The organism is Pedobacter sp. Hv1 (genome assembly GCF_001412215.1).
In the GTDB taxonomy this organism is placed as follows: Bacteria; Bacteroidota; Bacteroidia; order Sphingobacteriales; family Sphingobacteriaceae; genus Pedobacter.
In genome coordinates this window covers 1-23988 of record NZ_LLWP01000001.1, presented here as the reverse complement: position 1 = coordinate 23988, position 23988 = coordinate 1, and the positions used below count along the sequence as shown (strand labels likewise).

General features: G+C 36.8%; 21 protein-coding genes. 10 read left to right on the top strand and 11 right to left on the bottom strand.

Features of this window, described 5'->3' with window-relative positions; translation table 11 throughout:
• Window positions 1–2: 2 nt before the first annotated feature.
• Window positions 3–419: an OsmC family peroxiredoxin gene (locus tag AQF98_RS00105; RefSeq protein WP_055129882.1), complete on the bottom strand. Its 417-nt coding sequence runs from the start codon at window positions 417–419 to the stop codon at window positions 3–5.
• Window positions 420–504: 85 nt separating this feature from the next.
• On the bottom strand, window positions 505–1359 hold the full coding sequence (locus AQF98_RS00100) for an AraC family transcriptional regulator (RefSeq protein WP_055129881.1): 855 nt from the start codon (window positions 1357–1359) through the stop codon (window positions 505–507).
• A gap of 297 nt (window positions 1360–1656) precedes the next feature.
• On the opposite strand from AQF98_RS00100, the gene AQF98_RS00095 reads away from it, so the two are divergent.
• Window positions 1657–3138: a serine hydrolase gene (locus AQF98_RS00095; RefSeq protein WP_055129880.1), complete on the top strand. Its 1482-nt coding sequence runs from the start codon at window positions 1657–1659 to the stop codon at window positions 3136–3138.
• Window positions 3139–3330: 192 nt separating this feature from the next.
• Here the strand turns inward: AQF98_RS00095 and AQF98_RS00090 are convergent, their stop codons facing one another.
• Both AQF98_RS00090 and AQF98_RS00085 read right to left on the bottom strand, forming a co-directional pair.
• Window positions 3331–3927, bottom strand: coding sequence for a DUF2711 family protein (locus AQF98_RS00090; RefSeq protein ID WP_235524153.1), 597 nt, complete (start codon window positions 3925–3927; stop codon window positions 3331–3333).
• A 280-nt stretch (window positions 3928–4207) separates the two neighbouring features.
• A complete protein-coding gene (locus AQF98_RS00085) occupies window positions 4208–5635 on the bottom strand; it encodes a S41 family peptidase (protein WP_200911824.1) in 1428 nt (475 codons plus the stop codon).
• 185 nt (window positions 5636–5820) lie between these two features.
• Here AQF98_RS00085 and AQF98_RS00080 point away from each other — a divergent pair, with 185 nt between their 5' ends.
• The 6 genes from AQF98_RS00080 to AQF98_RS00055 all read left to right on the top strand — a co-directional run bounded on the left by AQF98_RS00080 (window position 5821) and on the right by AQF98_RS00055 (window position 12416).
• Entirely contained in the window at window positions 5821–6657 is an 837-nt protein-coding gene (locus AQF98_RS00080; protein ID WP_055129878.1) for an AraC family transcriptional regulator, read from the top strand.
• A 277-nt stretch (window positions 6658–6934) separates the two neighbouring features.
• Window positions 6935–7612, top strand: a complete 678-nt coding sequence (locus AQF98_RS00075; protein WP_055129877.1) for a hypothetical protein — start codon at window positions 6935–6937, stop codon at window positions 7610–7612.
• A 121-nt stretch (window positions 7613–7733) separates the two neighbouring features.
• A complete protein-coding gene (locus tag AQF98_RS00070) occupies window positions 7734–8852 on the top strand; it encodes a kelch repeat-containing protein (protein ID WP_055129876.1) in 1119 nt (372 codons plus the stop codon).
• 7 nt (window positions 8853–8859) lie between these two features.
• Window positions 8860–9771, top strand: a complete 912-nt coding sequence (locus AQF98_RS00065; protein ID WP_055129875.1) for a DUF4595 domain-containing protein — start codon at window positions 8860–8862, stop codon at window positions 9769–9771.
• A gap of 325 nt (window positions 9772–10096) precedes the next feature.
• Window positions 10097–10957, top strand: a complete 861-nt coding sequence (locus AQF98_RS00060) for a helix-turn-helix domain-containing protein (protein ID WP_055129874.1) — start codon at window positions 10097–10099, stop codon at window positions 10955–10957.
• A gap of 121 nt (window positions 10958–11078) precedes the next feature.
• Window positions 11079–12416 carry an amidohydrolase gene (locus tag AQF98_RS00055; protein WP_055129873.1) on the top strand — a complete coding sequence of 446 codons (1338 nt, stop codon included), beginning with the start codon at window positions 11079–11081 and terminating at the stop codon, window positions 12414–12416.
• Window positions 12417–12427: 11 nt separating this feature from the next.
• Here AQF98_RS00055 and AQF98_RS00050 read toward each other — a convergent pair whose 3' ends face one another.
• Window positions 12428–13354: a 2-dehydropantoate 2-reductase gene (locus AQF98_RS00050; protein WP_055129872.1), complete on the bottom strand. Its 927-nt coding sequence runs from the start codon at window positions 13352–13354 to the stop codon at window positions 12428–12430.
• Window positions 13355–13933: 579 nt separating this feature from the next.
• Here AQF98_RS00050 and AQF98_RS00045 point away from each other — a divergent pair.
• A complete protein-coding gene (locus tag AQF98_RS00045) occupies window positions 13934–14614 on the top strand; it encodes a hypothetical protein (RefSeq protein ID WP_235524152.1) in 681 nt (226 codons plus the stop codon).
• Between the two features lie 5 nt (window positions 14615–14619).
• Here AQF98_RS00045 and AQF98_RS00040 read toward each other — a convergent pair whose 3' ends face one another.
• The 3 genes from AQF98_RS00040 to AQF98_RS00030 all read right to left on the bottom strand — a co-directional run bounded on the left by AQF98_RS00040 (window position 14620) and on the right by AQF98_RS00030 (window position 17302).
• Window positions 14620–16005, bottom strand: coding sequence for a serine hydrolase (locus tag AQF98_RS00040; RefSeq protein ID WP_055129870.1), 1386 nt, complete (start codon window positions 16003–16005; stop codon window positions 14620–14622).
• 272 nt (window positions 16006–16277) lie between these two features.
• Window positions 16278–16946, bottom strand: coding sequence for a hypothetical protein (locus AQF98_RS00035; protein ID WP_152969593.1), 669 nt, complete (start codon window positions 16944–16946; stop codon window positions 16278–16280).
• Entirely contained in the window at window positions 16943–17302 is a 360-nt protein-coding gene (locus AQF98_RS00030; RefSeq protein ID WP_055129868.1) for a helix-turn-helix domain-containing protein, read from the bottom strand. Before AQF98_RS00030 ends, AQF98_RS00035 begins: the two co-directional genes overlap by 4 nt.
• A 97-nt stretch (window positions 17303–17399) precedes the next feature.
• Here AQF98_RS00030 and AQF98_RS00025 point away from each other — a divergent pair, with 97 nt between their 5' ends.
• Window positions 17400–17933, top strand: a complete 534-nt coding sequence (locus AQF98_RS00025) for an NAD(P)H-dependent oxidoreductase (protein ID WP_055130675.1) — start codon at window positions 17400–17402, stop codon at window positions 17931–17933.
• Window positions 17934–18175: 242 nt separating this feature from the next.
• Window positions 18176–18769, top strand: coding sequence for an HD family hydrolase (locus tag AQF98_RS00020; protein WP_055129867.1), 594 nt, complete (start codon window positions 18176–18178; stop codon window positions 18767–18769).
• 16 nt (window positions 18770–18785) lie between these two features.
• Here the strand turns inward: AQF98_RS00020 and AQF98_RS00015 are convergent, their stop codons facing one another.
• The 3 genes from AQF98_RS00015 to AQF98_RS00005 form a co-directional block, all read right to left on the bottom strand.
• Window positions 18786–19958, bottom strand: a complete 1173-nt coding sequence (locus tag AQF98_RS00015) for a PepSY domain-containing protein (protein ID WP_161805823.1) — start codon at window positions 19956–19958, stop codon at window positions 18786–18788.
• 2 nt (window positions 19959–19960) lie between these two features.
• Window positions 19961–22357, bottom strand: a complete 2397-nt coding sequence (locus AQF98_RS00010; protein WP_161805822.1) for a TonB-dependent receptor — start codon at window positions 22355–22357, stop codon at window positions 19961–19963.
• Window positions 22358–22836: 479 nt separating this feature from the next.
• Entirely contained in the window at window positions 22837–23814 is a 978-nt protein-coding gene (locus AQF98_RS00005; protein ID WP_055129864.1) for a GlxA family transcriptional regulator, read from the bottom strand.
• Window positions 23815–23988 lie beyond the last annotated feature (174 nt).

Genomic DNA, 23988 nt, shown 5'->3' with positions numbered 1-23988 from the left:
AATTAAACCAAAAGATATGCTTCAGAGTTGATTGGAATACTCAATACTTTAGAGATCAAGCAATTTTTTTCGGCATCTTTGGTAATCGATTCAAAGTCTGCAGCACTTAAACCATCTACCTGACCAGTGATGTAAAGATGTACGCTGGTGATAGACAAACCTTCCATTTGTACTGTTGCTTCTGTGTCTAAAGCTTGTGCAGTTAATCCCTTCTCGGTTAGGGCTGCACTTACCGCCATGGTAAAACATCCCGCATGTGCGGCTGCTAATAATTCTTCTGGATTGGTTCCTGTTTCTTCGCCTACAAAACGAGTTTTAAAACTATAATTGGTGTGGTTTAAAATTCCACTTTGTGTAGTGATGTCGCCTTTACCTTCTTTTAGGTTACCAGACCAATGTGCTTTTGCTGTACGTTTCATGTTTTCTATTTTTTAAATGTTTTGTCGTTATTGACAATGCAAATATGGGGTAGAAAACAAAAAAGCTTTTTGCGATTTGGTTCAATTATTTGGCAATTTGGTTCAACCTGTAATTGCTGGGGGTAATGCCAAATTTATCATGAAAACTCTTAGTAAAATTAGCCAATTCGTTAAAGCCACATTCAAAGGCAATATCCGTAATCCGCATATTGGAAACCATTAAGAGTTCAGCCGCTTTTTCTAGTCGCTTGCTTTTAATGTAGTTGGCAGGCGTATCATTGTAGTGTTTGGCAAACTCTCGTTTAAAGGATGATAAACTCAGGTTGCAATAATCGGCCAGTTCATTAAGCGTGATGGCTGAGAACAGATTAGCCTCAATAATTTGTTTGAAAGAATAAATGGTAGGGGAGAACAACTGCGCCAAAATCATTTGAACTGCTTCGGCATTTTTAGTCTGCGAAAGTAAAATGATAATCTCCTTTAATTTCAGCACCAGGATATCTTCATTCACCAACAGGGGATTTTCGAAATAAAACAACAATCCTTCTATGTATTTCTGAATTAAAAAGTCATTGTTAATTCTTTCGCTGGTTTTGTTCGATACAGCATTTTTTGGCTGTTGCAAAAGCTTAGGCAACTCTCTATCGTATATTTTTTTTAAAATATCAGGATGGAAATGTACAATGATCAACTTGTTTTGGCTGGCAGAACTGATACTGCTCATGTTGTTGCCAACCGTTCTGCAATTGAGCAATACCGATTCTTTTTGACCAACATTTACCTGCTTCTCATCAATTTTATACTGCATTTCATTTTCTAGCATATAATGAAAACAGGCATTTTCTGCGGCAGGCATCTGGTAGGTAAAAGGCGGCTTTAAAACCAAAACTTCTAATAGTGTCTTGCCAAATAAGTCGTATTGTTGGTGTTCGCTGATCATCTGTTGTTGAGCTTCATCAAATATAGTGATATTAGTGTTGATGTTAAGTTCACGATCTAGAGTTACAACCTACGAATGCTATTCAGATTACCTAGATAAAAGAGCGCAATAGCAACTTGCATCGCACTTGCATTTCCTTGAGTGGGCATTTTCGCTAACATGCATCAACCCCATATTTTATTTACAAAGTTTACATTTTTATTTACAACTTTTTACACTGTATCGACCGGAATAGGGCATAAGTTTGCTCCGATCAATCACAATCCTTTTTAATCTTTATATCAATCAATTAAACTCATGATGAAATATCTGTACACCTTGTTCCTCATTTTCCTTTGTCAAGGATTATTCGCAAAACTTTACGCTCAAAACAAGAAATATACTCCTGAAATAGAGTTGAAGATAAAAGCAGTAGAAAATAACCTCGGTCTTCAAATCCACATTGATGGGGTACCTAATCCTACCCTGAAAGAAAGAATGAATTTTTATCATGTCAAGGGTGTTACTATTGCTGTCATTAAAGATTATCAAATAGAATGGGCAAGAGGTTATGGCTGGGCTGATAGTGTTGAACAACGTCGTGTTGGCACAGGGACCTTATTTCAAGCAGGTTCAATCAGTAAATCTTTGAATGGTGTTGGTGTTTTAAAGCTGGTGCAGGATAAGAAACTAAATCTCCATGCTGATGTGAATGATTATTTAACCACATGGAAGTTTCCTTATGATTCATTAGCAAAAAACAAGAAAATAACTCTTGCCAACCTGCTTAGCCATACTGCGGGTTTAAGTGTGCATGGTTTTCCGGGGTATGAAAAAGGAGATACCATTCCTACACTGGTACAAATATTGAATGGCGAAAGACCTGCAAATACGGGCGCTGTTCGTTCGGTATTTGAACCCGGATTGAAATATCAATACTCAGGTGGCGGAACTACCATTGCTCAATTGATTGTACAAGACATTACCAAAAAACCTTATGATGCATTTATGTGGGAAAATGTACTAAAACCCATGGGGATGAAAAATAGCTTTTATACCCAGCCTCCATCTAGGGATAAACAAAAATTTTTGGCAGCTGGATATTACAATGATGGAAAAGCTGTAAAGGGGAAATATCATATTTATCCGGAACAAGCCGCTGCGGGATTATGGACCAACCCAACAGATCTGGCTTACTACATTATAGAAACGCAGTTGGCATTACAGGGGAAATCGAGCAAAGTGCTTTCGCAAGAAATGACTAAATTAAGGCTCACCCCATACGTTGACAAATCTTCAGCGTTGGGTGTATTCCTGACTAAAAGAGGCGAACAAACTTTCTTCCAACACACTGGGGCTGATGAAGGATTTGTTAGCCAGTATTATGGCAGTATGGAAGGGGGAAATGGCGTAGTTGTGATGGTAAATAGCGATAATGGAGCCATTACAGAAGAAATCATAAATAGTGTTGCAACTGTTTATGACTGGAAAGATTTTTACAATCCACTACAAAGGCCAAAGATCATTACTGTCCCACAAACCATCTTAGCAAACTATGTGGGTGAATATAAGCGTAAGGCTGATGATAAATTTTATATCAAAATTAGCCTAGTGAATGGACGATTTTTTTATTCAGAGCCAGGTTGGGATGGATTTGAACTGTACGCTGGTGCTGAAAATGATTTCTTTTCGAGAGAATTTCCTGTTGGGATTACCTTTGTAAAGGATGCAGAAGGCAAAGTTATTGAACTGGAATATCATCGCGGTTCAAGAAATGAAAAATTTAAAAAAACGAAGTAGTTGATGGTTCGTCTATTCTTTAAGATACACATTTCTATTGAATTTTTAGTAAAATGATGCGAGTTCTGCCAAGTTACTGATATCAAGTTTTAAAAGCAGTTCTAAAAAGAGCTGCTTTTTTTGTTTAAACTGTTTTTATTAATATTTCAATGATCCTACAAGGGGGGCGCTTTTGCTAGGTGGGGTTTATTATTAGGTGCTCCAATATATATCAGTTTTTTCATCACAGTAAAACCCTTCAAAGGGATGCTTAGCCAAGATATTTTCAACTGTATTTTTGTTAGAGCACAACAAGGTAAAGTGGCTATCCCAATGTGTAGTATATAGAATTTCATTGTGAGAAGTATACCAATTCTTTTCTGGTCCCCAGGTTAAGAGCATATCGGCTTTACCCTCTAACGCATCTTGAATATAACAGAGTTTACGTTCAAAGCCCCATTCATCCCCAATGTACATGTATTGGTGTCCTTGTTCCTGTAAACTTTTGAGCATTTCTTTATCAAGTGTATCTTGAAAATTGCCTTCTGAAGGAATCCACAAATCGTGTAAGTTAGAGGCCTGCTCTAAGATATCAGCATCTTTCTTGTTTTTATATTCTGTACGTAATCCCCCTATATAAGTTCTTAGCGCTATATCCAATTGGTTAATATTTTTAAATCCGGCAAGTGATTGAAAGTCTTTCCATGCCATTACTTGGGTAATTTTATTATCCTTGTCTAATTTGTAAAAAGGATGTAGTATAATGTAAACAGCGTCAAAGTAACCCCTATAAAACTCAAGGATAGGCATATTTTCATATGCGCAAATACAATTGTGAGGGGCATTAAAAGTCGGTTTATCCATCATAGTTTTTTATATCGGTTAAAATAATAAAAAAATGCTCTTAATATGATGATAATATGTTTTTTGGGCATTTTACTTTTTATAATTTCTTATAATTTTTTTTCGAAAAACGGCCTATTTCAATTAATTAGTGCATAAAATGGTTCGAGTTACGCACCGTCACTGACCATTAGTTTTAAAAGCAGTTCTGAAAAGAGCTGCTTTTTTATAACCAAATGCATTTCCCTCAATATTCCAAATAGTTTAAGGCAAACTTTATCCAGTCTTTGATGCTCTTGTCTACATAAAGATCTGGTTGTATACCAATATTGTCAATCGGATAATCTGGCAATCTTAACGAGCGGTAGGTAGGTAATTGCAATAGGTATTCAGGGCAACCAAAATCGAACATACGGGCTGCCGCATAATCCAGTCCTCCTGAAGTTACCGTGCCCAATATTTTCACTTTTTTACTTTGTTTAGCCTTCATTACAAAACTTTCGGCAGCGCTTCCAACCCTTTTATCAGTCAAAATCACCACATGGTTAGGACTTCTTTTTGCGGGATCTACCTTTTGTATAGAAAAAACACTGTTCTTAAGATTGACGAACTTGCCCATATTTTTTTCATAAAGTCCGATCCACCGCTTAATTGTTTCTATTTCTTCTTGCTTTTCTTTGTTGTTTTGTACTGTTTTGATATAACTTTCCAAACCATTTACCAAAGTTTGGGTAGCCAAATATTCAACTCCCATATTCCTAATTGGATTGGTGATGATGTAGGGAAAAAGTAATTCATAGGCATTATCTGTTCCTCCTGAGTTTCCCCTGATATCGATGATCAGATTTTTGCTCCCCTCTATTAAGGAGCGATTGTTTGCTACCATATCTTGGATGATGTTAACGAAAGGGTAATCAAAAGAGGGAAGGGTGATTAGCGTTGTTTGATTGCTGAGTTTTTTGACGCCAAATCCATAAAACTCGCCTATTTTTGTTCTTACTTTTTCTGGTGTTAAACCCGATTGAGGTAATTCTTTTATAAAAGCAGCTCTTGCCTCTTTAAAGTAGATGATGCTGTTGTCGTAAATTTCATAATTTCCGGTCTTTAACGTTTTGTCGAAGGTGTAAAACTCGTACTTTCCGTTAGGATATAACCTGAATTTTGTTTCGTTAGGTTTCCAGAAAGCAGAGGTAGAGCTGATCACAAAACCCACCTGTACACCATCACTATTTTTAGTCATTCCGATTTCATAGCCTGTGCCTCCAGTCCATTCAAACTTGTTCTTCCAAATTCCTTCTAATGGAACATTTGTGGTTTTTAGCCCCACCTTAAATTTTTCAATATCGATAGTAAACAAATCTGTACTGCCTGCACCAGTTGTATTTATTGAGGTTGCGGGGTATATCCAGATATGGCCATCTCTGAAAAAAGAGGTATATTTTTTTAAAAGGTCAAAGCAGTTTGTCTTATTTGTATTTGCAGCTTGTGCCGTAAGTTGTTGCTTGAAACTATCATATAAAATTTTGTCCTTGGTTTTTTCTTCAAATCCGGGATATTCGGTTTCAATTTTTTTAATTAACCGATCCAAGGCCACGCTACATTCGCAGGTACTTTGGGCATAAACTATATTGGTTAGCGCAATTATTGATAGCGTAAGAAGTATTCTGATTTTCATGTCTATTTTAATAATGTGCGACAAAGAAAGACATTTACAAAGATTAAAAATTGTAAAAATCGTGCAGTATTACGATCTAAAAAATACATCAAATGAGCTATCTATTGCAACATATTGATATTTCGCATGTCTCTTTAATAACGTAAAAGAATAAGCTAAGTTTGATCAGTAGTTAAGACCCATCTATGCATACAATAATTGTCCCTGTTCGGCATTCGGTATTGAAGCCTTATATTCAATATTTTATTTTTTTTAATCATCATGCTCAGGAGCAGTTTTCTTACCAAACTTTTCCGAATACCAACCTTTGCCTAACCATATATAAGAATAATAAGGTCGACTATAAACGGAATAAGAACGAAAATCACTGCACGATAACTACCAGTCAACATACATTTTCGAGCCGTTTGTTCGGTTTTCATGAGCAGCCTTTTAAAGTTGATGTCAATCACACGCTTGATCAGGTCTGTATTTTGTTTCATCCGGCCGGATTAAGGGCATTTACTAAAGTGCCATATGCAGAACTGCTTAACGAATCAGCGGTTTTTGAGTGTATTTTTGGAGATCAGACTTTTATGCTTGAAGAATTGTTTGAGCACAATGATCCTCAACGAAGATCGGATTTAATGGAGGCTTTTTTAATGGAAAGGTTAAAGACAACTGACATTGACTATAGAACACAATCTGCGCTGGATTGTATTTACAAGACCAAAGGAAATATCTCTGTTTATGAACTGTCTCGTTCCCTAAAAATTAATGAATCAACACAGTACCGTTCTTTTAAAGCAGATATAGGACAAAGCCCGAAAGATTTTATTCAGACGGTGCGGTTTAGAAATACGCTTAAATTATTGTTGGAACAAGATTTTATGAACTTTACTGAGCTAAGCTATAAGGCGATGTTCTATGATCAGGCGCATTTTATCAAAGACTTTAAACGACGTTCTGGTATGTCGCCCCATAGATTTTATCAAAATATACTGCTCGAGCAGCGTTTACTTGCCTGGGTGATAAAAAATTGAACTAGATTTAGAAGAAAATAAAAGAGATTTAAGGTGTTCTTATTCTTTCAAAATTCTCGAAAAATGGTCTGTTTTAATTAATTTTCCCTTTGATGGAGTATTTATGGTAAGAAGGTTCAATTTGGCAATATTTCATATACACTTTAGAAGTGAATGATAAATATCCAACGCAATCCGATCATTATAGGTTTTTAAGTGGAGATACCAACAAATTTGATGCCTTCCTCATTCCTTAAAATTTAATTAATTTGTTGTATTTTCGCCGAAAAGGGTACTTATGAAAAATGTCGTTATTTTAATGCTTATTGCTATTGTTATATTCGGATGTAAAAAGAAAAAGATTACTCCACAAGAACCTGCTACTGAAACAATTTTTCCGAATCTGGTAAACGGCATTCCGGATAAACATAAGGTTTTGTTAATAGATGAAGATTTCAATAGCAATAATAACGCCTGGAGAATCTTCTTCGAACCTAACAATTATTATGACTATATGAAGATTGAAAAAGGGTATTATAGTTTCTATAATAATGGAAGTGGTTACATGCTTAATCATTCCAATGGCTTTAATTTTGATCAGTCAAAAGATTTTGAAATTGAGACAAAGTTGAATGCGACAACTAAAAAATATGGTCTTTGGTGGGCATCTAATGATTTGGCTCACCCCTACTATGGCTCTTATCGATTGGAGTTTAAAGAAGGTAAAATGGATTTTGTAGATGGTTCAACTACTTTTGGTGAAGTTTATGTTGTGAGGGAAAAAACCGTTGAATCGACTACTAATGCAGTGATAAAAATTAGGAAAATAAAGAACAAATATTTCTTTTTCTTGAATCAAACTTTAGTATATGAGGGCCCTTATCTACCTTCAAAAGGGCAGAGTATAGGGTTTTCCTTTATGGGTAAAGGTAATTTTGACGCTGATTATCTGAGGATATCAAGATTGGATATTTAGGTTTGGAATTTATTTCATCTTTTACATTTTTATTGAATAATATGAATTCGCCTCTTTTGTTTTGAAGCTACTTTTTACGCATTATGAGCATTAATGTTATTTTCGCACTCAAAATATAATTATGAAGTATCAAGGTTTTCTGGTCGTCTTGTCTCTGGTTTTTTTATCACTAATCAATCTCTCTTGTAAAAAGAAAGGTAACCTTTTACCAGATCCTAAAGCTATTGTTTATACTCTCAGCCTAGAACGTCAAAGAGATGATAATGCCGATGGAGCATTTCTCTCTATGTCAGCCACTACCGATGGTAATCATTTTTATGTTTCTGGTGGAATGAACGATTCTGATTTATTTATCTATACGCCAAAAACTGCACAATGGGTACAGGTTCCATTGAGCTGGAAAAGATCTTATACTAGTTCAATTTATTTCAAAGGTAAGGTTTTCGTCGCTGGTGGGAACACCAATATAGCTGATCAATATCGAATAGATATTTATGATGAAGTTACCAAAACTTCCAATTTTGTACTTTTTGGAGATTACCAATATCATCATCCGACATTTTCTGCTATCGTTGATAATAGATATGTGGTCTTTTATGATTATAATTATCTATATGCGTACGATTCTATAACAGATAGATGGCAAACAATTGATAATCCAATTCGTACGAGAGTTACTACTACAGGTATGGTAGTGATCGGCAATAAGTTGTATTTCAATGACATTCATTACCCTGATTCTATTAGAATATATGATTTTAAAAACAATGCTTGGTCAACAATCTCCTCTTTTCAGCATCAATCTCATACCAAACTGTTGGCATTGGATGAACACATCTATTTCTATGGAAATACGTCTTTTATAACACTTGATTATATTGATGTATTGGATGTAAAAACGGGACTTTGGTCAAAGATTATGTTGCCAAGTGGACGTACAATGTATGAGATGAGTATCGATCCGAAATCTAGAAGCTTAGTCATCACAGGTGGAAGTGTCTCTGATGTAGATGTGAATGGTTATACTTACCTTAAAACGTCAAATGACCTGCTAATTTATCATATAGATAATAAGGATTGGCAACAGGCTAAACTCAAGTTTACTCGTTATGCACATACGACTCACTTTGTTGGGGATTACTTTATAGTTCATGGAGGCTCAGCTAGCAATAGCTCATATCCATTAATTAAGTTGCCAACAGAGGTATATTTGGTCAAATACAAAAAAGCTACTAATTAATTAATATATGTTTTGGAAAACAGTCGAAATGGGAAAGTATAGACTATTTGTTAGCAATTTTAGTTTAATGTTGGTTTTGATATTGTTATTAGCCAGTGGCTGCAAGAAAAATAAAATATACCCTGTTCAACCAGACCCCATAGTTAAGGAACCAGAAACACCGAAACCGCAAGCGTTTCGGAACGATTGCCGGCTGGAGAATGTGTTGGTCAACTATGGGCACTATACTGACAGTATGGTTTACACTTATATGTTAGATAAACCAGTAAAAATTTCTTACTATTATGATAAGGTAAATGCACTTGATATTTCGATATCCTATCCTTCGATGGGGGAGGTGAAATATGAGGTTTTTCGCAAAGATTTAGGTGCAGCACCGGTCATTAAAGGTACTGCTGTACTAGATGGAGGCTTGATCAAGCAAATACGGGAAGATGGGTATGGAGATCATATAGTTTACAATATGCAATATACCAGCGAGGGACAACTACTGAGAATTCGGACTGGTGAACCCAACCAAGGATTATCAAATTTTCAGGATTTTGAATACAAAGATGGAAATTTGGTAAAGGTATATCAGTCAAACTCTTGGCAGAATATTTACACCACAATAGAATATGATCAAGAACTAATGCAACCAGAGCTGGCGGATGGTTTTGTGCCTTTTATTTATAATGTATTTGATATGAGGCAGGCCTTTCTGGCGTTTTATCGACAAGGTTGGTTTGGTAAAAAAACTAAAAATATGCCGATTAAAAGAACACATCATTTATATGCTAAACCCAATTTAGTAGAAAGCTATAACTATAAGAGAAATAGTGCTGGAAATATTATGTACTTGACTAAAAAAGTAGAAAATCTTGATCGCCCAGAATTCAATTATACTGGCTTTACATCCATTAATTATCTATGTAAGTAACCTTTTGAATAATTGATAAGATAGTTGAAGCAACGATAGAGCAATTTTTACTCATTAGAATATTTTCTATTTGCCTTACATATCTGGATATTTCATTGAATGTGGTCAATCACTCCATAATTAGGGTTGTTCTGATATGGAGGGATAGAAAAATAAACTTGCACGAAATAGAGCTTCCTTTTCCTATAAAATTAAACATCTTTCTAATTGATTAATTTGGATTTTTTTATAAATTTCACAAATGGTTGAAATTTGTGAAGCCCTGATTTTTCAAGCCAGATAAACTTTATCTTCAGCCTAAATTTATCATATCTCCATAGCGGTTATGCGTAGAAACGAGAGTAACAGTTCGGTATCGATGATCAGCATTCAAGGGTTTAGGGAGGGCCAGTTTGCTGGTCGTGAAGAGATTCTATTTAATGAATTACATGGGGAAAGAACTATCGAAATTCCACATACACATGATTTTTTTACCATCAACCTCTTTGATCAGGCGAGTGGGGTGCATTGTATCGACTCTGTAGATCACCCAATTGGCAATCATCAAGTGCATGTGTTATTTCCTAAGCAAATGCACAAATGGAATATCGCCGCTGGAACAATTGGCTATCAATTGATGATTGAGCGTACTTTTTTTGAAAAATTTGCCCCTTATTTCAGGTTTTCCTTTACCAATTACCAAAATCACCCGGTTATACAATTGTCTAACCATGCTTTCGAGCTATTGCATTATGAATTTGATGCCATTAAAAATGAGCTGAAACGAGCCGATTCTTTGGTGCACCTGATCAGCGCTCGAGCAGCAGTAATAGCAGCAATTGTGAGCAGAGAAGCCGAACATGTTTTTAAGGAGTTTAAGGTCTACCAGTCCAATGAAAGATTAGCTGCATTTAATATGCTGATAGATGAATTTTTCAAGGAGAAGAAGTTTGTAGTCTTCTATGCCGATAAACTAAATATTTCTGCCAATTACTTGAACATCCTTTGTAAAAAGCATTTGAAAATATCGGCAACGCAGCTGATACAGCAAAGGGTAGGGATTGAGGCTAAAAGATTGTTACAAAGTAGCAGTTTATCCATTAAAGAAATTGCTTTTGAACTGGGTTTTGTAGATCATGCCTATTTTTCTAATTTTTTTAAAAGTCAGACAGGAATTTCACCAACTGAATTTCGAGAGAAGAGATAAATTCTTCAAGTAACTGCAGAAATTCTTCAAGCCTTTTGATTGAGCAGTTGTGTACATTTGAAATGGTTATTTTGTTTCCTTCAAAAAACAAGGAATTTTGATCAAATCAATAAGGTAGATTATGGAAAAGTCAGGGATATCACGTAAAGATTTTCTTAAAAATTCTGGATTAGGTCTGGCAAGCTTGTCACTTATTCCAGGAATATTGCAAGCACATGCCGTTAATGAGGTGGAAGATAAGGCCATCGGGGCGGAGAGGAGTACTTATCTGTTGAAAAACGTGCTTTTAGAAACCGGTTTTGAATATGATGGTGAAGAAGTAGTTGCCACCAAAACTGGACTTTTTACTGTAGAAATAGCCAACGGAAAAATAAAAAAAGTAGGGCCTAACCAAATTGGGGCAAAAGCCATTGATGCTAAAGGCATGTTAATGCTCCCTGCATTTAGGGATATGCACATTCATTTGGACAAAACCTTTTATGGCGATAAATGGCAGGCCATAAGAAGAAGAACCGGGGGTGTAAAAGGGATGATTGCATTGGAACAGCAAATCCTCCCTGAAATGTTGAAAAAATCAACTTTTAAGGCCGAAAAGATGATTGAGCTTTTGCAATCTAAAGGTACCTCATTTGCACGGAGCCATGTGAACATTGAACCAACCTCTAAACTACAATCTTTAAAAAACCTGCAAATTGCTTTAGCAAACAAGAAAAAGGTTTTCGGAGCTGAACTAGTTGCTTTCCCACAACATGGGGTGTTCTATACCGATTCGGTTCCCTACCTCAAAGAAGCGGCCAAAATGGACATTGATTTTATTGGTGGCCTAGATCCTTTTACGATTGATGGGGCGATTGAAAAAACGATGGATTTTACCGTACAATTGGCATTGGACCACAACAAAGGCATTGATATCCACTTACATGAATCGGGCGAATCTGGTTTGAAAACAGTGGAGTACTTGATTGCTAAAGTAAACGAAAATCCAATTTTAAAAGGAAAAACCTTTGTGAGCCACTGTTTTATATTGGGTAAATTAGATAAAACTGCACAAGAGGCAATAGCAGAAAAACTGGCCAATGCAGGGATTGGCATCAATTCTACCATTCCTATCGGTAGCTTGATCATGCCTATTCCTACCTTGATGAAACACGGGGTAAAAGTAATGACAGGCAACGACAGTATTGTAGACCATTGGAATACCTTTGGAAGTGGAAGTGTTTTGCAAAAGGCTAATCTTGCAGCCCAATTGTATGGCTACTCTACAGAATTTGGCTTATCTAGAATGCTGAAATTGGCCACTGCAGGCCCAGTGCCTTTGGACGATAAAGGTGTGCAGCAATGGCCAAAGGCAGGCGATGTTGCCGATCTGGTTTTTGTTGATGCCAGTTGTTCTGCAGAAGCAGTTTCCCGTATATCGGATGTGAAATCGTTAATCCATCAAGGAAACATTGTTTTTTAAGGTGTGAGTACTTATTTTCTAAATAAATCTGCTTTGATTTTTGTTAACTGACCTAATAAAGCGGTAGTTGGAACGGTATGGTTGCCAGACTTTTTGGCTACTTTTTCTATAGCAAAATTTAATGTTTCAATTTCTGTTTCCCTACCATTTAGAATGTCTTGATAAGTTGATATCTTTTGCCCATCAGACATTTTACTAATGGCTAACATGTTTTGAAGTACCTCATCTTCGGTAAGTACGATACTATTTTCGGTAGCAACCGCAACACATTCGCTAATCACAGTCTTTGCAAGTTGGAGTGCCGCTTCATTGCGATGAAACACCCCGTTATCAATTTCCAGCAATGGACAAATGGAGTTGAACACACAATTAGTAATTACCTTTTTCCAAATTACAGCCTGAATATTTTCTGCTGCACCAAAAGTAAAGACATCGGTAGAAATTTCATTAACAATGTTTTGCAACACATCTGTTGAACCTTTGATCGTACCGATTGGTGATGTAGCTACAATCCTAAACCTAACTTTAGTTGCTGAAATAGATTGGCTGGTTGCAAACAGTACGCACCTGTAAAGTTGGCTAAAGCCTAGCTCCATAAAACTGTTTTCGATATGTAGACCATTTTGCAAAAACACGATAGGGCAATGCTGGGCTTTATCTTTTAGCTTTTGGGCCAATTGTTCATTCCCAAACGATTTGTTGGTTAAAAGAATCATTCCATCAAGCTCAGGATGATTGCTTAAGGTGCTGATGCTTATTGCTGCTTTGAGGGTTTCATTGCCTATTTCTACCTCAATCACTTCGCTGTAATCGGGCTTTTCGTCAATACTACCTCTAAGAATGGTTACTTTTTTTCCTTTTAAGGCAAGTGCAACCGCTAATGCTTTTGCAATTACCCCGTTACCAATAATGTAAATGTTGCTGTATGATGATCTCATGATATCATTGCTGGAATTTGATGGTCTTCTTTGCTGAACTAATAGTTGAGCAAAAAATTACCGTTTGGCAGTATATTTTCTTCTGATTCAATCAACTTAAAGCCTGCTGTTGAGATAGTAGGATTGTCATCAAAGATAAATCAAAGTTGACAAAGTCCATTGTATTTGGTGCTTTTTTATTGGAGCGCAGCAATGGTTTTTAATATCAAAACTGAGTGACTTGTGCTAGGGGTGCAACAAATTTTGTTGAAAATATAAGTTTTAGTCAAGTATTTAACAGAACTGAGCATAGGAAGTACTGAAAACAAAGCAGTTGCAACCTTTCAAAATATTTGATCGTCTTGCTTATCAAACGATTAAGATTTTAATCACCATAGATTTGAAAACATACACACTATTAAAATGATAATGATGAACAACACAACAAAAACTCCTCCTCTTCAACAAAAATATTTAATAAGAATATCTAGACCAGTTTTATCATTGGTCTTTTTGATTACAATTTTTAGCAGTTGTAAAAAAAGTATACTTAAAGAGCCAGAAATACCACAAACCAAAATGATCAAGTCAATTAAAATAGTGAAAGATCAATTAGAACAAAATTACATCGTCAATTACAATGAAAATAAGCAAGTGTCTTATTTTGGTTCGGCAGATTTTAAAACTGGGTACAACTATTATTATATGGGTACAAAGATTAATCGAATTGAACACCATATTGAAGGTTTCCTGTATACGCTGATTTTAAATTATTCGAATGATATACTTTTAGATGCAGAATTTAAAGTTAAAACCGCCTCTGGTACTGTCTTATCTTTTCCATTAACCTGTACGAAGACTGGAGACATGACCACCATAGCTACGAACAGTAATGATTTAACTTATCTTAAACTTCAGGTAAGCGATGGAAAATTGATGAAAGCACTAACCGATGCCTTTTATTTAAAAACCTCCATCAATTTTCAGTACAATGAACAAGATCATAGGGTTTATGGTAATTCGATTCCTATTTATAAGTTGAAAAATCCATTTTCACAAGATACTGCAGCGTTGGTAAACGAACTTATTTCTCTTTCATTACAGTCCCTTTCTCAGAAACAACTTGTCGCTTTCCAATCTTTAAGATCTTCAGCAACTTTAAGTTATACTCACAATTCTGGAAATGTGGTTGGCATCAAATGTCAAAGCGATGAGCTAGATACCGATGGCAATTTTGTTGAAAGTGTTCAAACAAATATTACCTATAGCTATTCGAACTAAATTTTTCACTGCACCTTAAGGGTTGCTAAATTTGTCATCCATGCATAACTAAATGTCCAACGTGGGCCGTAAACGCCAATGTTTACGGTATAAAGACCAGCTTTTGTGGGCGACCAAGCGAAATGGAGTTGTTTGGGCGCTGTAGCATTGAAATTCAGCTGCTCTGCTTGTTGCTTATATACACTTTTACCACTTTCGTCCCAGATCTCCATTTCAACAAGGCTATTTGCGATGTCTTTGCCTTGATTGCGTATGGTAATGTCAATTGGAATTTTCTGGTCTCCGGCAACAATTTTTTCGGGCACTGCAACCTGAATATGGAGTGGGGGTGGTGTTAATTTCGGGTTCAAGATGCCAACAGCTTTGATGGCCAGAGATTCTAATGATCTGTTATCCAAATTGCTCAAGATAATTAAGGTTAGCCCTTCATTCGGAAAACGTTCATAATCTGCACGGAAACCCGGATATTGCCCATCGTGATGAATGCGAGGTGTACCAAGAAAAGGTTCGGCATACCAGCCCATTGCATAATTAATAGGTGCTTCGTTATTGAGCTTGGCTGGCTTCCATAGTAAATTCTTATTTTCTGGAGAGAGCAGACGTGTAGTGTCAAGAAAATGATCCCATTTTACCATATCTTTTATGGTTGATACCAATGCACCACTAGGACGAATAGCGATCCATTTTTCTGTATTGATCAATCCTTGCTTGGTGTAATTGTAGCCTGCAACACGACCAGGAATGATTTCTGAAACCGTACCCGTACGTGTTTTAGTCATTCCGGCAGGGATAAATAGTCTATTGGTGATGAAGGTATCCCAAGGCGTACCACTCACACGGGTGATGATTTCTGCCAGCATAAAATAACCTGCGTTTGAATAAAGCCATTGATCCCCAGGCTGAGAGTTTAAGGGGATGGTATACATTGATTTGATCACATCCATCACTGTTTGCTTATCGTAAGGATGATAATTCTCAGGGTCTCTAACCAGTCCAGAAGTATGCGCTAGTAATTGGTAGATGGTGATTTTATTTAAAGGATCAGGAAGTTCGGTAATGTATTTAGCAGCAGGATCTGTTAATGAAAGTCGTTTCTCTTGTTCGAGCAGTAAGATGGCAAATGAAATGAATTGTTTGCTTAGCGAAGCGATCATAAAAACACTTTCGTCTGTAACAGGTACACTATTTTCTATATCGGCTATGCCATAAGTTTTAATTTCTGCCAGCTGTCCAGGTTTAAGGATACCAAGGGCAAGCCCGGGTGTATGCGTATCTGCCATCCATTTGTTGATCAGACTGTCTGTTCGAATATCAGTTGATACCTTGTTTTGTTGTGCTACCACACTGCTGCTCAAAAGTACAACCAGTGATAGGGTGAATAGTTGTTTCATGATATGAGTTGTTTGTTGGTTAAATGTGAATTACAGCAGGCACGTCGTTTCTGAGCAATTCAGCTAAACGACGTACAAAAAATAAAAACGTGACAATAATTAAATTTTTTGAGACGATTTTTGGTTGTTATAGGTATAGAAAATCAATCAGTTAGGTTTTGTAATAACCTTCTGAATGCAGCAGTGTGCCAATTTTCTTAAAACAGCTATTGAAAAGATTCGAATTATAATTCTATCACAAGCGAGACGCTTGCGCTAGATGGGAAATACGATCAATTATACTCGATATCAATGAATGGAGCGATATAGGCCCCACTTTTTCCCGCTGATTTATTTTGTTCGCTTGGAGCAATTACTAAAGACAGTCTTAATTTATATTTTCCTGGCGATAAGCTTTTGGCAGGCTTAAGAAAGCTATTTTCTTGATCTTCTGGTGTTTCAACTTGTTTTACATTCTTAATTATCAAATTGATTTTCCACTCACCTCCAGCGGGAATATCAATAAATTCCATTTTTTTTATGTCGCTCTTTTCTATTCTCCCATTGATAGACACTTGGTCGTCTGGAACAACTGTTTCCGAGCGAAATCTCCATTTACGATCTTCAGCACGTCTATTAATTATATCTGGATTTGTATTGGGGATAGAAATATTAAATCCACGATCATTGTATAAGCTTACAGTTAATCGATCTATAATGTTTTTCAAGGAAATAGCATTGTTAGCATTATTTTTTACAACCAATGTAAAATGAATCCCATTGCCAGCTAAAGGTTGTTTAGCATTGATTATAGTACTAACAGTTATCAAATCTTTCGAAGTACTCGAAGAATTGCCTAATATTTTAAATTTAATCTCAGTGCCTGTTTGAGCATTAATTGAATTGCTGCTTAATAACAGTACAAAGCACATTATAAAGAAGTAGTTTATTTTATTTTTCATGTATTCAAAGCCTTATGTTTTTCTCCCCAATTTTCCAGTTGATGAATAACTGCTTTTAGCTCGTAACCAATTGGTGTGAGTTCATATTCTACCCGTGGTGGTACTTCGGCATAAACGGTTCTTGTAATGAGTTTATTCTCCTCTAGCTTTCGTAATTGTAAGGTCAGCATTCGTTCAGTAATATTGGGTATCAGTTTTTTGAGCTCGCCAAATCTTAGCTTTCCGTTTATTAACCAAGAGCAGATCACTAATGCCCATTGGCCACCAATAATATTTGCAGCATATACTTCAGAACATTCATCTGCCAAGGCCTTTTTATTGATAAAGTTAGTGGACGTTTCTTTAATATTAGACATTACTTACATTTTTTATAGTACCCTACAATTGGTTGCTAATGTACATATTTTAAGCAAGCTCCCTTATTTTTGTGGCTATAATTTAAATACTGATCAAATGAAAACACTCGTAATCGTTATTCACCCAGATATGAAAAGCAGTTTGGTGAATAAAAGATGGATCGAAGAACTTAATAAGTTTCCGGATAAATATCGTGTTCACCAATTGTACGAAGTTTATCCCGATGAAAATATTGACATCCTTGCAGAGCAAAAGCTAATTAAGGAGCACGACAGGATTGTATTCCAGTTTCCTTATTATTGGTTCAACTGTCCTTCGCTTTTAAAAAAGTGGCTGGATGTTGTGCTTACACACGGTTGGGCATATGGCAGTAAAAGTGGTTATCAGATGGCTGGAAAGAAAATTGCCCTTGCCATTTCATTGGGGGTTGAAGCGCATGAGCTGAGCAGTTCAGGAATATACAAGTATTCTTTAGAAGAACTTACTCGACCCTTTGAGCTTTCTTTTGACTACATTAAAGCAGATTACAGACCCTTGTTTGCCTATTATGGAATTGAATATAATTCTTCGGCCGACTGGATTGAAAAAAGTGTTCCCTTATATCTGGATTTTCTAGATTATCAACTTTAAGGGGACAATTTTTTTCGATGTGATCAAATTTAAAGCTTTATGATCAGTCATTTTTGTTCATTTCGATGAGTGAATCCATATTGGGAATCACAACAGACCCCTCGTTCTTGAGTAATTCAGTTAAACAACGTACAAAAAATAAAAACGTGACAATAATTAAATTTTTAGCTACGATTTTAGAAAGAACCTTTTTTGTTACGCACTTATTTTTCTTCTGCTAATGATCTGTACCTTTGTTGGTAATGACAAGCAGCGATTTATTCAAACAGGTAGCGTTTATCAAAGAAATTGATAAACTAAAGTACATTCAGCGCAAAACCAGGTTGTTCAATAGCGACAGGCAAGAGAATGATGCAGAGCATAGCTGGCATTTAGCGGTGATGGCCCTAATTTTGGCAGCACATGCCAATACCTCAATTGATCTACTGAAAGTAATCAAAATGGTTTTGATCCATGATATTGTGGAGATTGATGCTGGCGACACCTTCATTTATGATACCCAAAAAAACCATACCAACACCGATGAGGAGCTCATTGCAGCCCAGCGTATATTTGGTATCTTACCCGAAGCGCAAGCGCAAGAACTGATCTTAATTTGGCAAGAATTTGAAGAGGGGATTACAGCCGAAGCAAAATTTGCCAGATCAATGGACAGGTTTGAACCCTTATTGCAAAACACCTCAAATAATGGGGGTACATGGGCCGAATTTAATGTAGATTATCAAAAGGTTTACGATAAGAAAAAAGTAATTAAAGAAGGCTCCAACACCATCTGGAATTATGCAGAAGGTTTAATTGAAGAGAGTGTGCAAAAAGGTATCCTTAAAAAAAGTTAATTCTAGTTGATTAGGGTTAATAGATCGTGACAATTGACTTTGATGCTTTTGTCTGTTTAATTTTGTTAGCGGTATGTTTTTGTTGCGGTTTTTCAGTTTTCTTTCCTTTTTTCAACCAAATGATCAAACCAGTTACTGGTAAAGTTGCTGCAATAAGGCTAGCAAAAAAGGCCAATAACTTTCCAAATAGTCCTAAAGCACTTCCAGTGTGTAAATCGTAATTAAGGGCAACAAGTTTGGCCGAGAGTGCAGTGCTGGCCATCGGATTGGAAGTTTGAATTAATTTGCCATTGTACTGGTCAAAACGGTATTGCAGACGATCGTATAAATGGGTATTGCTTTGATAGGCCGAAAGGTTTACTGTTCCGCTCTTTGTAGCTGGAAAATTATATAAGAAATAAGCAGTTTTGGGCGATTTCGCTAATGCCTGTGTTAAAATTTGATTTGCAGATGCTTTGGTGGTTAGTGTGGTATCTGAAAGCACTTTTGATTTTTTATCAGTAGTGAGCTTGAAAGACCAGGCAAGGCCCGTGAGGGCGATAATGAGCAAAGGGAACAAAACATAAAAACCAAGCACATTGTGCAAGTCGTAGTTGAGCCTTTTAAACTTGCTGTTCCATTTAACGGCAAAGTTTTGTTTGAGCTGTTTGCGTTTCCATTTTTTTGGCCACCAAAGTACAAGTCCCGAAAGGAGCAACAGACCAAAACACACAGTAGACCATTGCACAATAAAATGCCCGATACCATCTCCTAATAATAAATTCATGTGAAGTGCAAGCACAATGGTAAAGAACTCTTTACTTGCATCTTCTTTAAACAATACTTTTCCTGTATAGGGATCGATGTAAACCTTTAGGTAATACTGATAATAGTTCCAGTAACCTGTTCCATCTTTATTGATTTTAAAAGCTCGAAACATGTAACTGCGGGTTGGATCTTGTGAAAGTTCGGCCCTGGTAATTTTGTGCTTTTCGCCTAATGATTGTCTGGCAATGCCTAAAAGTGTATCCAATGGGAGCCTTTTATGGTTAGGTACCGTACTTACATAACGTCTGTCTTTATAAACGATGTCTTTAATATCGTCAGAAAAGGTATAGATGGCACCAGTTAGTCCCAATATCAACACCACTAGCCCGGAGCTTAGTCCGAGCCATAGGTGTAATTGTGCGATGAGTTTTTTAAGTGTCAAGTTTAAAATTTAAAAGTAAGACCTGCAGCAACTGTTCTTGGTGGCTGTACACTCAATGTTCCTTGCCCTGTAAAATAGCGTTCATCAGTTAAGTTATCTACTTTTAAACCAATGCGGTATTTCGGTTTGTCGAAGAAAAGGGTAGAGGTTACAAGGGTATAGCTAGGTAATGTAAATACATTGGTAACTGCAGAATTTGAACTCATGTGTTTGCCAATATAGTTCACACCAGTACCAAAACCAAGGCCTTTGTAAGTGCCGGTTGGAATGGTGTAGCTGATCCATGAATTGATCAACGTAGCTGGTCCAGCCGAAGGCGGACGTCGGCCTTCTAATGCTACCGTAGATTTGGTTAGTTTGCTATCATTGTAACTGTAACCAGCAATAATGTTTAGGCCTGCTACTGGGTTTGCAATCAGTTCGAGTTCTAGACCCTTACTTTTCTGCGTTCCGTTCTGTACGGTTACCATGTAATTTGTTCCTGCAACATTTACTTCTTCTGCACGGGTCATGTTGGTTACCGAAATATCATAATAGCTAGCTGTAAAACTTAGTTTTCCTTGGAAAAGATCGGTCTTTATTCCTCCCTCGTATTGGTTGGCGTGTTGTGGTTTAAGTGTGCCCGAAACATTTGACCCTGCTGGTTGTGTTACTGGTGGTACATTGGCAAAACCATTCGAGTAGTTTCCGAAGATGGAGATGCGATCTGGAAGAATTTGGTACACCAAGCCCAATTTTGGTGATATGGCGGTTTGCATATACGTTGAATTGGGCATTATACTGTTAGTGGCCTGGTTTAAGGTACCACGGTTTTGGAAACGGTCTACACGGAGACTGAGCATGGCCATTAACCGATCAGTTACATTCAACACATCAGAAGCGTAGGCACTATAGATATTGCTTTTGGTGCTTGTTTTGGTAGGTGCTGCTGTTGAAGCTGCAATTTTGGCCTCTACTGCTGCTCTAGAAATCTTCACATAATTCGGATCTGCAGGGTTACGCCCACTCACATTATCGAAAACAATATATGGAGAGTTATCGTTGTTAACGGTTTGGTTCAGGTAATCAATTCCCACTACCATTCTGTTGCGTAGCCCCAATAATTTAAAATCACCAATAAAGTTCTGTTGAAAATCTGTAACCGTATTTGCTGTATTTTGAAACGATACATTACGCTCTATCATTTCATCGCTGGTTGTTCCTCTAAGAAAACCATAAACATAAAATCCATCCGATCGGGCGGTATTGGCCGAATAAATGGTTTGCGAGCTCCAATTGTCAGACAGTTTATAGTTGATTTGCCCTTTAATGTTTACTGTTGGGTTTTTCATCACCAAATCATTGCTGGTAAATGAACGTTTCCAGTCGAAATTGAGCTCTGATGGATTAGTTGCAATAAAAGGACGTGCACGGTTAAGGAATATGGTTGATGGTGTAGTGCCTTCTAATGAATAGAAACCTGCCGTTAAGCTAATGTTTAGCCTTTCGCTGGCACGATATTCTATGGTAGGGGCAATGAAAATAGATCTTTTGAAGCCTGCATCCTGAAAAGTGCCTTGACTCTGATAGGCCGTATTTAAACGGAAGAGTAGTTTTTTTTCATTGTTTACAGGGCCATAAATATCGGCACTTAGGCGGTTTAAACCATAACTACCAGTAGTATAGTTCACTTCTCCACCCAATGTGTCGAAAGGTTTTTTGGTCACGATGTTGATCAATCCCCCGAAAGAAACCACGGCACCTCCAAAAAGTGTTCCCGATGGACCTTTAATGAGTTCTACACGCTCGATATTGGCAGGTTCAATTTCTCCATTGGTTTGCGAAGGAACACCATCCACAAAAGCGGCTTCAGTTCTAAATCCACGCATGGTATAGGCAGATGCACCACCCAAATTTATTCCCCTATTGTTTTGAATTTTGTAAACCCCCGGAGAGTTCTTCAGCGATAAGCTGAATTCGGTAACCATCTGTTCGGTTAAAAGCGTTTTTGGAATGGTGGTATAAATCTGCGGGTTTTCTAAATTACCCAATGGCATCTTTGCCGAAGTTGTCGTTTTCTTTACCGAAAATTTGTTGGTACTTCCACCATTCACCACAACTTCATTTAATTGTTGGTTGCTTTCTAAAAGGACAAAATCATGTATTTGGGTTTCGCCATCCTTAAGGGTAATTTGGCGCTCTTGCTGACCTAGGCCAACATAACTAGCAATAAGAGTATAACTGCCCGATTTCAGTTCTTTAATTAAGTAGTTTCCTTTGGCGTCTACTTGAGCAGCCTTATTTCCTTTAATGGTTACGGTTACGAATTCTGCGGGTTTTCCATCCTTTGTTTTAACAGATCCCTTAATGCTGGCGCTACCAGTGCCCTGTTGCCCAAAGCTGGCCAAATGGCTAAGCATAAGACAAAAAGCAAGTAAGAGCTTAAATGTGGTTTTTCTTTTTGAGGTACGAAGTTTGTACATACTTTTGTAATTGTTGATTGATGCGAAATTGGTTAACAATAATGCCCGGTGTATAGGTTTGGCGACTGAGCACCGGGTTTTTTATTTTTCATCGTTCGTTTTTTCAAGCGCTGAAAAATTTTTGACAAAAGTATAATTTTAATTAGATTAATTCTAAATAAAGATAAAATACATAAAAATGGTACTCGTGGTAAGATAAACCACATCGGTACATAGCTTTCATTGTCTAAGACTTGGGTGCCTTGGCTAGTATTTAAATGAGCTCATATTGGATGATCACTATTAAGACTTTTAGTTTTCCTCCAGTGATTACCTTCGTTCCTTTATGTTCATTAATGGAATTAGGTACATAGATTTTCCTTGCCTTTAGCTAAGGCATTTTAGAAGTGGTTTTTAGAGCTGAACCCTACAGGTAATTACACCTCGTTTGCCAGTCTAGCAAACTTATTTCTGTATTCAATAGGAGTAAGCCCTGTCAGCTTTTTAAATATATCTCTAAACGATTTGGTATCTGTATAACCTACATCAAACATAATTTCGGTCACATTTTTTCTCGACGCTTCAAAGAAAGTTTTGGCTGCTTCTATTCTTACTCTTTGGATATATTCTAAAGGGGTATTGTTGGTGGCTTCTTTAAACCTTCTTTCAAAAGTTCTACGGCCAGAGTTAATTAACTTTGCTAAAGTTTCTATAGATATTTTATCGCTATAGTTTTTTTCGATGTAATCCTGTACTTTTTGAATATCCTCGTCACCATGATTTCTCTGACCTTTAAATATGGCGAATTGAGATTGACTATCTCTCCCAATATCCAATGCAAAGTATTTGGAAACCATTACTGCAATTTCTCTATCCGAAAACTTTTCGACCAAGTATAAGATCAAATTCCACAGACTGCTTGCCCCGCCACTGCTGTAAATGTTATCGTGTTCTGTGATGATGGCTCCATCTTCTACGCCTACAGTCGGGTATCTTTCTCTAAATTCATTGATATAAGCCCAATGCGTAGAACATTTTTTGCCATTGAGTAAACCTGTTTCAGCTAAAAGAAAAGCACCAATGCACAAACTGGCAAGACTTGATCCGTTATCGTGCAACTTCTTAAAATGAGGTATGGCAGCCGCGTTGGCTTGAATGCCCTTAGTGGTATCGCCAAATGTTGGTGGTATAATGAGTAAGTCTGTTTCGGTCACATCTTTGAGCAAGCGATCAGTTTTTACCATGTATTCGCCATTGTTGGCAGGTACATATTCATTTAAGCCTACATATTCGACTTTAAAAATGGGTTTTTTGCCAAATGCTGTTAAAAACTCATTGGCGGTATTGAAGGTCCTGAATGGTGGTGTTATGGCTTCAATTACCCCATATTCGGGTACAAACACAGAAATCTGCATATGAATTAAATAAGATTGAACTGCAAGTTAAAACTATTTTGTCACAATTCACCCCTTATTTGTCGTTTTCGCAATCGCTCTCTTTTTACCAGCTGCTGTATTTTTGAATTGTAAAAATTAACATAGAAAAAAATGGAACAATTAGCAAAAATTACGGTAGAAGCAACAGTAAAT

Bases quoted from the DNA above. Each gene is read 5' to 3' on its own strand.
- AQF98_RS00105 (WP_055129882.1), bottom strand. From the start codon at position 419: ATGAAACGTACAGCAAAAGCACATTGGTCTGGTAACCTAAAAGAAGGT.
- AQF98_RS00100 (WP_055129881.1), bottom strand. From the start codon at position 1,359: ATGATCAGCGAACACCAACAATACGACTTATTTGGCAAGACACTATTA.
- AQF98_RS00095 (WP_055129880.1), top strand. From the start codon at position 1,657: ATGATGAAATATCTGTACACCTTGTTCCTCATTTTCCTTTGTCAAGGA.
- AQF98_RS00090 (WP_235524153.1), bottom strand. From the start codon at position 3,927: ATGCCTATCCTTGAGTTTTATAGGGGTTACTTTGACGCTGTTTACATT.
- AQF98_RS00085 (WP_200911824.1), bottom strand. From the start codon at position 5,635: ATGAAAATCAGAATACTTCTTACGCTATCAATAATTGCGCTAACCAAT.
- AQF98_RS00080 (WP_055129878.1), top strand. From the start codon at position 5,821: ATGCATACAATAATTGTCCCTGTTCGGCATTCGGTATTGAAGCCTTAT.
- AQF98_RS00075 (WP_055129877.1), top strand. From the start codon at position 6,935: ATGAAAAATGTCGTTATTTTAATGCTTATTGCTATTGTTATATTCGGA.
- AQF98_RS00070 (WP_055129876.1), top strand. From the start codon at position 7,734: ATGAAGTATCAAGGTTTTCTGGTCGTCTTGTCTCTGGTTTTTTTATCA.
- AQF98_RS00065 (WP_055129875.1), top strand. From the start codon at position 8,860: ATGTTTTGGAAAACAGTCGAAATGGGAAAGTATAGACTATTTGTTAGC.
- AQF98_RS00060 (WP_055129874.1), top strand. From the start codon at position 10,097: ATGCGTAGAAACGAGAGTAACAGTTCGGTATCGATGATCAGCATTCAA.
- AQF98_RS00055 (WP_055129873.1), top strand. From the start codon at position 11,079: ATGGAAAAGTCAGGGATATCACGTAAAGATTTTCTTAAAAATTCTGGA.
- AQF98_RS00050 (WP_055129872.1), bottom strand. From the start codon at position 13,354: ATGAGATCATCATACAGCAACATTTACATTATTGGTAACGGGGTAATT.
- AQF98_RS00040 (WP_055129870.1), bottom strand. From the start codon at position 16,005: ATGAAACAACTATTCACCCTATCACTGGTTGTACTTTTGAGCAGCAGT.
- AQF98_RS00035 (WP_152969593.1), bottom strand. From the start codon at position 16,946: ATGAAAAATAAAATAAACTACTTCTTTATAATGTGCTTTGTACTGTTA.
- AQF98_RS00030 (WP_055129868.1), bottom strand. From the start codon at position 17,302: ATGTCTAATATTAAAGAAACGTCCACTAACTTTATCAATAAAAAGGCC.
- AQF98_RS00025 (WP_055130675.1), top strand. From the start codon at position 17,400: ATGAAAACACTCGTAATCGTTATTCACCCAGATATGAAAAGCAGTTTG.
- AQF98_RS00020 (WP_055129867.1), top strand. From the start codon at position 18,176: ATGACAAGCAGCGATTTATTCAAACAGGTAGCGTTTATCAAAGAAATT.
- AQF98_RS00010 (WP_161805822.1), bottom strand. From the start codon at position 22,357: ATGCTTAGCCATTTGGCCAGCTTTGGGCAACAGGGCACTGGTAGCGCC.
- AQF98_RS00005 (WP_055129864.1), bottom strand. From the start codon at position 23,814: ATGCAGATTTCTGTGTTTGTACCCGAATATGGGGTAATTGAAGCCATA.